9 protein-coding genes are annotated in these 14,563 nt (G+C 34.4%); 4 read left to right on the plus strand and 5 right to left on the minus strand.

Annotated features, from left to right (window positions below):
• The first annotated feature begins 260 nt into the window (after nt 1–260).
• The 4 genes from ACU1LP_RS07545 to ACU1LP_RS07560 all read left to right on the plus strand — a co-directional run bounded on the left by ACU1LP_RS07545 (nt 261) and on the right by ACU1LP_RS07560 (nt 4,108).
• Nucleotides 261–560, plus strand: coding sequence for a nucleotidyltransferase family protein (locus ACU1LP_RS07545; RefSeq protein ID WP_445735962.1), 300 nt, complete (start codon nt 261–263; stop codon nt 558–560).
• Nucleotides 553–903 carry a HepT-like ribonuclease domain-containing protein gene (locus tag ACU1LP_RS07550; protein WP_445735963.1) on the plus strand — a complete coding sequence of 117 codons (351 nt, stop codon included), beginning with the start codon at nt 553–555 and terminating at the stop codon, nt 901–903. Before ACU1LP_RS07545 ends, ACU1LP_RS07550 begins: the two co-directional genes overlap by 8 nt.
• 85 nt (nt 904–988) lie before the next feature.
• Nucleotides 989–3,280 carry a DNA topoisomerase 3 gene (locus ACU1LP_RS07555; protein WP_445735964.1) on the plus strand — a complete coding sequence of 764 codons (2,292 nt, stop codon included), beginning with the start codon at nt 989–991 and terminating at the stop codon, nt 3,278–3,280.
• Between the two features lie 258 nt (nt 3,281–3,538).
• Complete coding sequence (locus tag ACU1LP_RS07560) at nt 3,539–4,108, plus strand: pseudouridine synthase (protein WP_445733984.1); 570 nt, start codon at nt 3,539–3,541, stop codon at nt 4,106–4,108.
• Nucleotides 4,109–4,193: 85 nt separating this feature from the next.
• Here ACU1LP_RS07560 and ACU1LP_RS07565 read toward each other — a convergent pair whose 3' ends face one another.
• From ACU1LP_RS07565 to ACU1LP_RS07585, 5 genes are all read right to left on the minus strand, one after another.
• On the minus strand, nt 4,194–6,617 hold the full coding sequence (locus ACU1LP_RS07565) for a glycoside hydrolase family 2 protein (RefSeq protein ID WP_445735965.1): 2,424 nt from the start codon (nt 6,615–6,617) through the stop codon (nt 4,194–4,196).
• Nucleotides 6,618–6,622: 5 nt separating this feature from the next.
• A complete protein-coding gene (locus ACU1LP_RS07570; protein WP_445733982.1) occupies nt 6,623–7,801 on the minus strand; it encodes a glycoside hydrolase family 88 protein in 1,179 nt (392 codons plus the stop codon).
• Between the two features lie 399 nt (nt 7,802–8,200).
• Complete coding sequence (locus ACU1LP_RS07575) at nt 8,201–9,025, minus strand: cupin domain-containing protein (protein WP_445733981.1); 825 nt, start codon at nt 9,023–9,025, stop codon at nt 8,201–8,203.
• 142 nt (nt 9,026–9,167) lie between these two features.
• Nucleotides 9,168–10,694 (minus strand): RagB/SusD family nutrient uptake outer membrane protein, encoded by a 1,527-nt coding sequence (locus ACU1LP_RS07580; protein WP_445733980.1) that lies wholly within the window; start codon nt 10,692–10,694, stop codon nt 9,168–9,170.
• A gap of 23 nt (nt 10,695–10,717) precedes the next feature.
• Entirely contained in the window at nt 10,718–13,747 is a 3,030-nt protein-coding gene (locus ACU1LP_RS07585; RefSeq protein WP_445735966.1) for a SusC/RagA family TonB-linked outer membrane protein, read from the minus strand.
• Nucleotides 13,748–14,563 lie beyond the last annotated feature (816 nt).

Below are 14,563 nucleotides of genomic sequence, written 5' to 3' on the forward strand. Positions count from 1 at the left end.
TTTTAAATTCATTATTGAAGATAAAAAAGAGAACGGAATTTTAAATTTTAGATACTTCAAATTTGACACCCCACCTGTGAGGTCTTGATTATCCTGAAAATTACCAGTAGTTTATTTCTAAAAATTAATTTTTGCCATGTACTTAGCAGACACTTACAAATAAGCTTCTAAATTAGAATCGATTAAATGAAAACTCGCATTGCCCAAAAACCGCTTTTGTAGCTTTAAATAGCAGCTATTTTTTTGTTACCTTTGACAAGATGCCACTAAAAGAAAAAAATATCCAAACATTAAAATCCTTGTGTAAAAAACATAAGGTAGAAAAACTGTATCTATTTGGATCTGCTACCAACGAAAGTTTTAATGATAAAAGTGATATCGATTTTTTAGTAAGTTTTAATACTTCCGATTTAAGTTTATACTTTGAAAATTATATGGCATTCAAAGAAAAATTAAGAAAACTATTTAAAAGAGATATCGATTTAGTAGAAGAGCAAACATTAAAGAACCCCATCTTAATTAATTCCATAAATAAGAGTAAAGAGCTAATTTATGGATGAAAGAATTTTAAAGTGGATTTATGATATTGATTTTGCAATAAAAGAAATCGATTCTTATTTTGAAGGTGGAAAAATGGATTTTTCTGATTATAAGAAAAATATGATGCTTAAAAGAGCCATTGAAAGAGATTTAGAAATAAGAGGAGAGGCTGTTAACAGGATTCTAAATCGTGATGTTTCTTTTAAAGATAAAATCTCGGATGCTAAATCAATTATAGGTTTAAGAAACCAAGTCATTCATGCTTATGATAATGTTTCAGATGAAAACATTTGGTCGATACTTATAAATCACCTTCCAAAACTTAAAAACGAAGTAAGTAAATTAATTTCTGAAAATAAATAGCCCTTCCGTTAATAACTCCTAACAATTCCTTTTTAAAACCAACTTCTAAATTCCTATTTTGCAGCATTCAAAAAAGTGATTTAAAATGAAAGTCTGTATTGCCGAAAAACCAAGTGTAGCCCGCGAAATCGCCTCCGTTTTAGGAGCTACTACCAAACGTGATGGGTATTTTGAAGGGAATGGTTATGCAGTAACTTACACCTTTGGGCATTTATGCACGTTGAAAGAACCCAACGATTATAAGCCCTATTGGAAAAGCTGGGATTTAAATAATTTACCCATGCTCCCAGAAAAATTTGAGACGAAAGTGGTTTCAAATTCGGGAATTTTAAAGCAGTTTAAAATAGTCAAAAGTTTATTTGACAAAGCCGAAATGGTCATCAATTGCGGGGATGCGGGGCAAGAAGGAGAACTTATTCAGCGTTGGGTAATGAACGAAGCCAACTACAAAGGTGAGGTTAAACGCTTGTGGATTTCTTCATTAACCACTGAAGCCATCAAAGAAGGTTTTGAAAACTTAAAACCATCGGCAAACTACGATAATTTATACTATGCAGGGTTTTCCAGAGCCATTGGCGACTGGCTTTTGGGCATGAATGCCACCCGTTTGTACACCGTAAAACATGGCGGTTACAAACAAGTGTTGTCGGTTGGACGTGTGCAAACCCCAACGTTGGCCATGGTAGTCAACCGTTTTAAAGAGATTGAAAATTTTAAGCCGCAACCCTACTGGGAATTGCAAACCATGTACCGCCATACGCTTTTTAGCTACGAAGAAGGACGTTTTTTAAATAAGGAAGATGGCGAATTATTAGCTAATAAAGTTAAAGAAAGTGATTTTGAAATTGTGTCCATCGAAAAAAAGAAAGGCAATGAGTTTGCCCCAAAACTATTCGATTTAACAGGGTTGCAGGTGTATTGTAATAATAAGTTTGGATTTTCGGCAGATGAAACACTTAAAATTGCTCAAACTTTGTATGAGCAAAAACTAATTACCTATCCAAGAGTAGATACGACTTTTTTACCAAACGATGTATATCCAAAAGTATCGGGCATTCTTCAAAAGTTAACAAATTATGCGACCTTAACACAGCCACTTTTAGGAAAAAAGATTAAAAAATCGACCAAGGTTTTCAACGATAAAAAAGTGACCGATCACCATGCCATTATTCCAACCGGCATGCAAAGTAACTTGCAATACAACCAGCAACAAGTTTACGATATTATTGTAAAGCGTTTTATCGCCGTGTTTTATGAGGATTGTGATGTGGCAAACACCACCGTTATTGGAAAAGCAGCAGACGTAGTGTTTAAAACAACAGGAAAAGAGATATTAAAAAAGGGTTGGCGTGTAGTTTTTGAAGACCCAAATACCAAAGAAAAAGAAGCCGATGTATTACCCACTTTTATAAAAGGTGAAAAAGGACCGCACGAACCCTCGTTTTTAGAAAAGGAAACCAAACCACCCAATCAGTTTACGGAAGCCTCGTTGTTACGTGCGATGGAAACCGCAGGAAAAGAAGTGGACGATGAAGAGTTGCGCGATTTGATGAAAGAAAACGGTATTGGGCGTCCGTCAACCCGCGCCAATATTATTGAAACACTCTTTAAGCGTAAATACATCATCCGAAATAAAAAACAGGTATTGCCAACCCAAACGGGCATTCAATTGATAGATACCATTCAGAATGATTTATTGAAATCGGCAGAACTAACGGGTTCATGGGAAAAGCAATTAAAGGATATTGAAAAGGGGACGTTTACTGCGGGTGCCTTTATAAACAATATGAAACGCTTGGTGGATGCTTTGGTGTACGAAGTACGTAGCGAAACGGTGCGTGCCAATATATCGCATGCGGCAACCATTAAAAAACGGGAAGCCAACGCAGGGAAAAAGAAAGCGGCAGGTATTTTGGCCGAGGTTTGTCCGAAATGTAAAAAAGCAACCCTTATAAAAGGGAAATCGGCTTATGGCTGTGGCAATTATAAATCGGGATGCGATTTTGTGTTGCCCTTTATGTTCGCAGAGAAAAAAATATCGGAGAACCAATATATGAGATTGCTCCAAAAAGGGTCGACCGTCAATTTAAAAGACTTCAAAATAAGCACAGGCACTGTGGAAGGCTTGTTGCGTTTTGATGAAAATTTCAAACTTAAATTTGAATCTAAAAATAATAAACCTGTCAGGGCTGAAGAACCTTTAACCTGTCCGAAATGCAAAAAAGGAACGGTTATTAAAGGGCATACTGCTTACGGTTGCAGCAACTACAAATCGGGTTGCGATTTTAAAGTGAATTTTGAGGTGGTTAGAGAAAAAATAAACGGACAGAAACCTACCAAAGAACTGGTTTATAGTATTTTGAAAGGGAGCGTATAGTATCTAGACCTCACAGGTGGGGTGTCAAATTTGTGCGTATTCATAAAAAATCGTTCGTTCTGTTTCTTAAACTTTTTCGGTGTTTAAAACCTAAAAAGTTAGTAAAATAAAGGCTTTAGGTCATTTTTAAATTCATTATTGAAGATAAAAAAGAGAACGGAATTTTAAATTTTGGATACTTCAAATTTGACATCCCACCTGTGAGGTCTTTTTTAGACTTAAAAAGGAGTTTCTTAGCATTGCCTAAAAACGTACACCATGCACAGACACTTTATAATCTACAAACCCTACGGTTATTTAAGCCAGTTTGCCAGTAACGATACCAAGCAGCAATCAAAAAAGTTTTTAGGTTTGTTAGGTGATTTTCCTGAAGGAACCATGCCTATTGGACGTTTGGATGAAAAATCAGAAGGCTTGTTATTGCTTACTACCGATGGTAAAATGAGCGATTTTGTAAACAGCAAAAAAGTGGATAAAGAATATTATGCCCAAGTGAACGGAGAAATTTCCATGAATGCTATTGCGCAATTATCCAAAGGTGTGGAAATTGGTTTTGAAGGGAAGAAATATAAAACGAAACCTTGCAAGGTTTTTAAATTAGATGCTATTCCGGAATTGCCCACACGTTCCCAAAAAATTAGGGATGATAGGCACGGACCAACTTCGTGGATATCCATAACCTTGAACGAGGGTAAGTTTAGGCAGGTGCGAAAAATGACTTCGGCAGTCGGTTATCCTACCTTAAGGCTGGTTCGGGTTCGGGTAGGCAATATTGACTTAAACAACATGCAGGTTGGTGCTGTGGTTGAGGTTACGGGCTTTTTGTAATTCGCCACAAGGCGGAAGAAGTACAGCAAACCAATCTGCTTATTCAGAGTTAGTTTAACTTTTAAAGAAACAGCCTGAAATTATTTTAAGGGTTTATGGTTAGATACGTACCCTTGAAACTCTGATTGATAACCATCATCACCATTTTTTGGGTGCCGTTTGGGATCACTTCAATGCTCGCTTGTCCATTTGCCATTTTTATGGATTCTGAACCCGTTGGTGTGCCTTGGTTTTTTAAGGTTTCCCCACCAGACAAACATTGGAAATAAACACGGTCTTCATAATCCAAACAACGCATATTATTTTTATCGACCGCGGTTGCTGTAACCAAATAATGCCCGTTATCCAGTTTTTTGTATGATAAGGTTAAATCGTTTGCTGCCGCATTCTTTTTATAGCGATAGTTTACAACCAAAGTGTCTGAAACTTTTTCACCTGCTTTGGAAACTCCTACAGCTACCAAATTATTTTTACCTTCTAAAAAGTTCACATCCCATGTTAAACCCGAAGCAGGAAATTTTGACATATCCTTTTGTTTTTCTCCTAGCGATTTTCCATTATGGTAAAATGTTACCTTATTGCAATTACTGTACACACTGATGGTTCTTGGAGTGTCTTGCGGTCCTTCGCGCTCTGTCCAGGTGTGTGATTCTATGTATGCAAAGGGTTTTTCAGCCCAATAACTTTTAAACACATAATAGGCATCCTTTGGTTTTCCGTTTCTATCCATTAACCCTTTTTGGTTCATGTACGGAATATCATTTTCTGGGCGTAAAGGCGTTCCAAAATCCTTAAATGCCCATTGAATGTTTCCAACGAATGTGGAATCTGATTCTGAGATACGCAAATACCAATCGAATAAATCGACTATATAATTTTCGCTCCAATCGCCTATTTGGGCAATGTTAGCCACATCGGTTTGTACAATGGCTTCTTCCCATCCATCAGATTGTATTTGACCTTCACCTGTAATAGGGTTTTCACTATGGCGCCCTACCTGACTGGAACCACCGTATTCGGCGTGAATAAAATGCTTATATTCTTTTTTGTAAGTATCTATTGCTTTTTGATAACTTTTATAACTGCCCGAATACCAACCCGACCAAATGGATGGCGAAAATACATCAACAATAGTGGCGCCTTCGTAATATTTTCTGATGGCTGTTTTACGCGATGGGTCCAATTGGTGTGCCATATCATTCAGCTCGGTTAAAAAAGCATTCATTTTTTCTGTATTATCGCCGTCTTCAAAATCCGGTAACCAATACATTTCATTCCCCAACGACCAAATTATGATGCTGGGATGGTTGTAATTTTGATGGATCATTTCCGAAAGCATGTTTTTTGTATTGGTTTTCCAAACATCGTTTCCAACACCCCCGCGAGACCATGGCAATTCATCCCAAACCAGCAACCCTAACTCATCGCAGGCTTTATAAATTTCGGGATCTTGCGGATAATGCGCCAAACGCACAAAATTGGCGCCCATTTCTTTAATGGATTCCATATCTGCCCTGTGCTGCTTGTTGCTCATGGCTGCACCAACGCCTGCATGTTCTTCGTGCCTATGTGTCCCTCTTAAAAGCAATCGTTTCCCGTTCAAATAAAAAGGCCCGTAGTGTTTAAATTCGAACCAACGAAACCCTACTTTATCTTCCATTTCATCCTTAACACTTTTATTCTCCATTAAAGAAACTGTAATGGCATATAAATGGGGCGTTTTTGTATCCCATAACTGGGGATTTTTTATTTCCAGAAACAATATTTCAGTATGGGCACTCACTTTTGAAGTTTTTGTCGCCACCACCTTTCCTTCTGGATTTTTCAATGTCGCCTTTAATTGAAAACCATTTGAAGTATTCAAATTTTCAATGGTCGCAGTAATTTTTAAAGAGGCCTTATTGGCACTCACATTTGGGGTTGTTATTTTCAAGTTGCCAATATGTGTTCTTTCCATGGTTAGCAACCACACATCGCGTGTTATACCGCCAAAAATAAAGAAATCGCTTTTTTGGGAAGGGATTATTTCAGGGGCATAGCTATTATCAACCCGTACCAAAACTTCATTGTTACCACTTTTAATATATTTTGTAATATCAATGGTAAAGCCAATATAGCCCCCAATATGTCCGCCAGCATCTTTGCCGTTTACATAAACTTTAGTGGTAATGTTCGATCCCTCAAAATACAATTGGTACAACAGGTTTTTATCTATCACGGCCATTTCTATGTTTTTTTTGTACCAACTGCCACTTCTACGGTAACCAGGTTCTAAATCGGTAGCATCTTCATTGTTCCATGTATGTGGCAAATGAACAGCGGTCCAATTTTTAATGTTTTGAACGTCGCTTAAACTATTGGAATCGTTTTCCACATACAACCAATCGTTATTGATGTTTAGTTTGCTACGGTGGGAATCCGTTAAAGTTTGGGCATTAACAAAACTTATACATAGCAATAAGGCAATATGTATTAATGGATATTTAAAACTGGAATAATAATTTTTCATGGAATTTAAAGTGCTTTCATTCGTAAAATAGCTTCTAAATAATAATAATCGGCATATACAATGGGTGCGTCAATTTCATCATTTTTTGGCCAATTTCCTGTACTGTGATCTAAAATAAACGGCCCATTTACTTCGGAACTTAATATATATGTTGATGAATTTAATGAATTTAAAACTTTTTTGGAATAATTTAAGTATTTATCATCTTTAGTAAAACCATATAACTCTATGAATGCTGATGCCACAACGGTTGCAGCTGATACATCGCGAGGTGCATTTGGAATACTAGGATCGTTAAAATCCCAATAAGGAATGCCATCTTCGGGCAGGTTTTTGTGATTGATAAAGAAATTTGCCGTGGCTTCTGCCTGATTTAGATATGCTTTGTCTTTGGTATAACGATACCCCATGGTGTATCCATAGATTGCCCATGCCTGACCTCTTGCCCAGGACGATTCATTATTAAACCCTTGGTGCGTCACTTTATCTTTCGGTTTACCGGTAATCGTGTCGTAAACCACCACGTGGTAGGTACTGTTATCTTTTCTGAAATGGTTTTTTAAGGTGGTGTTGGCATGTTGCACCGCTATGTTATGGTAGGTGCTATCACCAGAAATTTTTGTTGCCTCAAACAACAATTCCAGATTCAACATATTGTCTATAATCACCGGAAATTCCCATACATCTTTATTAAAATCCCAAGACCGTATGGCACCTACTGTTGTGTTAAAACGCGTACTTAAGGTTTTTGCACTTTGAACAATGATGTTTTTATAGTCCTGATTATCATCTTCTACTGTCAAACCTTGTCCGAAACTAGAAAACACTTTAAAACCGATATCATGGGTTTTGTCATTGAATTTTTCTTTTTCAATAAAAGCATTCCATTTTTCGGCACGTTCTTTATAGGCAGCATTTCCTGTGAGTTTGTGTAACTGCCAAAGGTTTCCAACAAAAAAACCACTGGTCCAATCACTTGAAGGGACTTTTTCAATATTACCGGTTTTAACGGTCATACTGCGTGGAAACGACAAAGAATCTATAGGGTATTCTAAAAGTTTGGTATAACGATGCTGCAAAAGTACATCGATAGTCTTTTCGTCTTCAATTTTGACATTAGATTTACAGCTAGATAACAGTGCAGTAACACCAAAAACAAAGCAACCAATTTTAATTAAATTCATAAATTAAATGTTTTAATTTTTTTGTTTGTAAACGTCCATTTCATTTTTAGTTTAATTTATCTGGAAATCAAATAAATTATCATAAAAAATCTGAAAGAAACTTAATTTATAATTATTTAGTTTCATGTTTCAAATGTAGCAAACTTTTAGGAAGTGAAAGTTCTAAAATAGGTGTGCAAAAATCCGAAACAGACTATTTTTAGGCACAAAATACTAAAATATTTTAATTTTTGAAGTAAACCTATTTTATAGTTTGTAGGTATAACACCATACTTTTCTTGGTGACACTTAATGAAATATTTAGAGTTTCTAAAATCAACTTTATAACATTCTTGAGACGTTAATATTATATTACTCTAAAAATTGAGCCGCACTTTTTAATCTAATTTTAAGTAGCAACTAATTATCATCATCTACATTATGTGTTTTTAGCCATTCTTCACCTTTTTTATCTAAAAAGAAATCCATCCAAACATAATACATGACTTCGTCTTTTTCAACAGAAACCGAGTGACTTGAACCTAATGGTATATGAAGCACCGAATATTCTGGAAATCCTACTTTAGCATCATCGGCATAAACAACACTATTGTTTTTTGATAAACCTAAAAATAGTTGTTCTAGCATGGGGTGCTCATGAAAACCAACTTTATCGGGACCTTTTGTTTGAACCGTTCCCATAGCTATTCTAGGAATGTATTTATTAGGCAGTATGGTTCTACTTATTGTATTAGGGCTCTTAATCGGTTCTGTATATGATTTGCAATCTGTGAATTTAGCATAATACACATTTTGCGTGTTTTTTGCTGGAAATTCTTTTAAATCTAGAAGGTCTTGATCTGTTAATTTACTTGATATTTTCAAATAGTGAAGCGTATCGTTTTTAGCTGTTTTAATTGCAATTTCTTTAACTACATTTGGTAATAAGATAGTTTCTGGAACAATCTCATAACTTTTATTAGCCGCCATTACATTTCCCTTACCTTCTACAAACAAGTAAATTGTTTTATAGCCTTCTTTAGAAGAATCCAAAATGGCATTTTCACCTGTAATTGCAATATGCGCAACATGAATTCCTTTAATTTCATTATCTAAAATTGATTTGGAATATTGGAGTGTATTTTCATGTAATTGTGTATTTAAATTTTCAATTGGAATTTCTTGAGCATGCATTGTTATTATCAACGATAACAGAAATAGCATAGTTGTTATATTTTTTTTCATTTTAAATAATTTTAGCAATAATAATTAATAGTCAAATAAATTGCGGAAAATTCTTTAATTTTTGAAATAAAAATATACTGGCCTGAAAATCAGGCCAGTAAATTCAAAAACTAAATAAACTAACTCAAACTAAACTCATAAATTAATACCCAGGGTTTTGAGGTAATAAATTTGGGTTTCTCACTAATTCATTTGCCGGCAATGGAAACAAATAATTTCTTGTTGTATTAAAATTTGGTTTTGCTCCTTCTAAACCTGAAGCTCCAAATACGTCACCTCCCGTTGAAGATCCCATGTCTCTTCTAGCTATGTCATACCATCTTTTAAACTCAAAGGCAAGCTCCAATCTACGTTCTTCTAGAACCATGGTTCTAAAAGCATCTTTAGACATGCCCGCAGTAACATTAGCAGGAAACGTTCCTGTAACATTTCTGGCTCTGGTTCTTACTCTATTTACATAGCCATCTGCCTCTGTAGTACCTGGAGTTACTTCGTTTAATGCTTCTGCAGCAATCAATAAAACTTCTGCATAACGCATCATTGTATAATTTAAACTTGTCGTTCTACCATTTCCTTCAGCAGATGGTCCTGCACCACGATTATATTTTGCAATATGTGGACGATTTACACCTGCAGCGTAAAAATTTGTGAAATCGGTATAAGGGTGTACCACACCGCCAAAAACTCCTGTAGCATCAAAACTAACTGCTTTTCTATAATCTAAGTCATTCCAAGTGTCATATACAGCCATTGAAGGAACCTCTACGGACCAACCTCCACCATAACCATACTGCTCATCGGCTCTAATACCTGTAAATGGTGCTTGATAATTTCTACCCTGATCTCCATCGGAAGCTCCGAAAAAATCTAATACAAATATTGGTTCTTTAGAGGCATCTTGTTTAGAAAAATCGAATAAATTTTGAAAATCTGGTTCTAAACCTAAGTTATAAATCCCTTCTTTATCGATAATATCTTTAGCTTCTGCATAGGCCTTTGGAAAATCTGCCATAGTCAAATACACGTCCGCCAAAAAAGCACTAGCTGCAGATTTAGCAGGAATAGATCTCCCTGCCTGTGTATTTGGCAACCATTCTTTTGCAAACTCTAAATCTGCAATAATATTTGTATATACATCAGCAACTGAAGTTTTACTTATAGAACTTGCCGCTTGTATATTGGTTACTGGAGCGTCTAAATAAGGAATATCTCCAAATTGTCTTACTAAATGAAAGTACACAAATGCTCTTGCAAAATAAGCTTGTGCTACAATCGGATTTTTTATTTCATCCGCTACATTTACATCTTTTGCACCAGCAATAGCTTGATTGGCAGCACCAATAATTTGATAACATTTTGGCCAATAAACTTCAATATTTGCATTATCAGCTAGAACACCCACATTATTAAACTGAACTCTTTCAGCATTTGTAACGTTAACATTAAGATCTACCATATCACTAGCCAACATTAGTGACATTGACATCTCTCTGGACATGAAAAATCTATGAAGCATGTGTCCATAAGCACCATTTACTGCTGTTTGTATATCTGATGTAGATTTAAAGAAACCTTCTGGAGCTAATAAACCTACAGGATTTTCTTCTAAATCTGAACATCCTACTATTGATACTCCTATCAATAAGAATAAATATTTAAATTTTTTCATTATATTTTTTTTTAAATTAATTATTAAAATTTTACATTAAGGCTAAAATTCACAGATTTAATAGTTGGGTAATTCCCAAAATCAAAACCTTGAGTTGTATTACCTGATCCGGTATTTCCTCCACCAGAACCAAAATAACTTACCTCAGGATCTAAACCTGAGTAACTTGTAAAAGTTAACAAATTCTGGGCACTAATAGATAACCTAACATTATCCATACCTAATTTTTCAGTAACCTCTGATGGTAAATTATAACCTAAAGCTATATTTTTTAATCTAATATAACTTCCATCTTCAACAAAGCGAGAAGAAATTTCTCTTCCTCTACTACCTACAACGCGAGGTATGTTGGTGTCTGTATTTGTTGGCGTCCATGCATTTAAAACATCTTTAAGTGCATTTGAATCGCCATTATACAACTGCACATTTGTAAGATTAAAAACATCTCCACCATAAGCACCTTGAAAAAAGATATTTAAATCGAAGTTTTTGTAAGAAAAGTTGTTTGTAATACCCATTGTCCAATCTGGATTAGGGTCTCCTATTATTTTTTGATCAGCAGTACTAATAGTTCCACTGTCATCTATATCTGTAAATAATGGGTCTCCTGCTTGGTTAAGTGGAGCATTAGCTAGAGCTGTACCTGCTGGTAAAGCACCTCCTTGGTAAACACCTCGATATTCATAGCCATAAAAAACACCAACGGCTTCACCTTCTCTTAAAACATGCGTACGTGCAACGCTAAAATATCCTGGCGAAGCATCTTGAAATACATCTATACCATTAAGCAATGATACAACCTTATTTTTATTTGTTGCCCAGTTAAAATCTGTAGTCCAACTAAAATTGTCAGTATACATATTTTTTGTGTTTAAAGAAATTTCAAATCCTTTATTATTAATCTCCCCTACATTTTTAATACTTGCTAATGTTGCAAAACCAAGATATTCTGGTTGACTTGCATCTGCTAAAAGAAGATCTTTAGTATCTATATTATAATAGTCTAATGAAAGAGAAACTTTATTATTGAATAAACCTAAATCTAAACCAACATTTGTTTGATAAGAAGATTCCCATTTTAAATCTGGATTAGCAGCTTGATCTGGAATAACGGCATTTACAACTTGTCCGTTAATTGTAGTATAAAGAGTAGTAAAACGTGCTAAAGACTTATAAGCATCAATTGCTTGGTTACCAGTTACACCATAACTCGCTCTTAACTTTAAATTTGAAATTTTATCATGATCTTTTAAAAAGTTTTCATTTGATATTTTCCAACCTATAGCACCAGAAGGAAAAATAGCATATTTTTCATTAGCAGCAAAATTGGATGCCCCATCTCTTCTTACAGTGGCTGTTAGTAAATACTTGTCATCGAAATCGTAATTTAATCTACCGAATTGAGATTGAATTTCTGCTTCTGTTAAAGATGAAGTAGGCAATACAGTAACTGAACCACCGCTTAAATTATAATAAGAAAAACTATTAGAAATAAAATTTTGAGCACCTGCAGAAAATCTTTCTGAAGTAGTTTTTTGATAAGAATAACCTGCTAACAAGGTTAAATTACCTTTTCCTATTTCCGCATCATAAGTCAAGTAATTTTCACTCAAAATGTCTGTACGTTTAAGGTTTGATATAGATGCTTTTCCTCCTGTACCACCCCCTGCAGTATTAATTAATGTTGATGGTCTAAAAAATCCTACAGTTTCATTGGTTGTACTATAACCTAAAGTAGTTTTAAAAGTAAGATTTTCTATGATATCATAGTTTGCATATAAGTTTGCCCTAAATTGATCTGTTTTAGTTGAATTTACAGCTTCAGTAGCAATGGCATAAGGATTATCAATATTATCACCAACACCATCACTAGTTGTATTTAAACCGTTTGCATCTTTCACACCATAATCAGGCCTAAATCTAAACATTAATGAAATAACATCGTCTCCACCACCATTAATACCATCATTACCTGTTGATTGTGTAGGAACTCCTTCTTTAGCACCTCTACTACCAAAAAGATTCATACCTAATTTCAATTTATCAGTTACTTGCGCGTCAACATTAGACAAGAACGTTAATCTTTCATAACCAGAATTTATAATAATCCCTTCTTGTTTAAAATAATTTGCAGAAGCATAAAAATTTATGTTATCTGTTCCGCCTGAAAAAGAAAATTGATGATTCTGTATACTTCCAGATCTATATAATAAGTCTTGCCAATCTGTATTTGCTGGTCCTTGAACAAAACTAGGATTCGCTATTTGTTGATAAGCTGCAAATTCATCTGCGTTTAATAAATCTAGCCTATTTGAGGCATTTTGAACAGAATAATTAGAATTAAGTTCTACAGATAATTTACCACTTTTACCTTTTTTGGTAGTTACCATAACAACACCATTTGAACCTCTAGAACCATAAATAGCGGTTGCTGATGCATCTTTTAAAACCTCCATAGATTGAATGTCATTGGCCTGTGGCATACTTGCACCTACAAAACCATCTACAACAATAAGCGGAGAACTACTTGCATTAATAGAAGTATTTCCTCTTATTTTTATGTTTATAGGAGCCCCAGGCTCACCACCATTATTAGATTGAACAACTACACCGGCTGCACGACCTTGAAGTGCTTGAGTTGCGTCTAAAACAGGAAATGCGTTAAGTTCTTCTTCTTTTATTGAAGATACTGCGCCTGTAATATCACTCTTTTTTCGAGCACCGTACCCAATTACTACAACTTCATCTAACGAACTAGCGTCTTCAGCTAGTGTTATATCCAATTGTTTTTGCCCTGTAATGGCAACCGTTTGGGAAACGTATCCTAAAAAGGAAAATTTAAGTTTTTCGCCGGATTTAACTTCCAACTGATACTTTCCATCAAAATCTGTAGCGGCTCCTCTTGAAGTACCAGCTACAATTACATTTACACCAGGAATTGGCACATTGTATGCATCCGATACCGTACCAGACACTACATATGTGTTCTGTGCAAATAATGAAATATTGAAGAACAATATTCCAACTAAAATTAGTTTAGTCTTTAAATTCATTTGTGTTTGTGTTATGTTATTAATAATTAATTAAATAGACAAAATATAAATCTATGCATCATGTGTCTATATCTATTAGAAAATAGAAAACGCAAATTCCAATATAAAATCAATTGTATTATATTGTTATGTAATCTTTCTTTCATTATGTGATTGTGTGAATTTTACTTCTCTCTCTCCTAATAGTTGTAATTTGTTCAAAGGAATAGAGCGTACATCCATCTTTTTTTTTTGCTTTTAGTCTGGTTTCATCACTTTCTTTTTTATTTTTTTTAGTTATTGTTTAATTTTTAACCAAAACAGATAATTAATATGCTCATGGATATTATTACTACCATGAAGAAATATTGTATTATTTTAATTTTAGTTCGATTTAGTTTCATTGTCTAAAATTTAAAAACTTATTGTGTCCTAATAATCCGAACAAGAGTCCTCAAAAATCCTGAACCAGCATTTTTATAAGTAAAATGTTAATTTCTGATGATTAAAATAGAGTGTTTATTAAAGAGCTATAGAGATATAAGTTTTTATTTCTTTTGCAAGTGCTTTATTTCATTGGCTATTCTATTTTTTTGATTAAAATTGAAGCTTAAACTCTATCGATTATTTGGTTTACCAAATTGGTTTACCAAATTGGTTTTCCAAATATATGTTAATTTATCGTTAAAATGAAATAAAAAATAAAAAAACTTCAATTTGAATAAAAAAGTCGGTAAAAAAAATGAATAAGACTACCCATATAGGTCGTATAACAATATTAAGAAATCCAATTATTAAAGGTAATTACAGTGGGTTTGGAAGTTTTTAAGATTCATA

Source organism: Mariniflexile sp. (assembly GCF_052728615.1).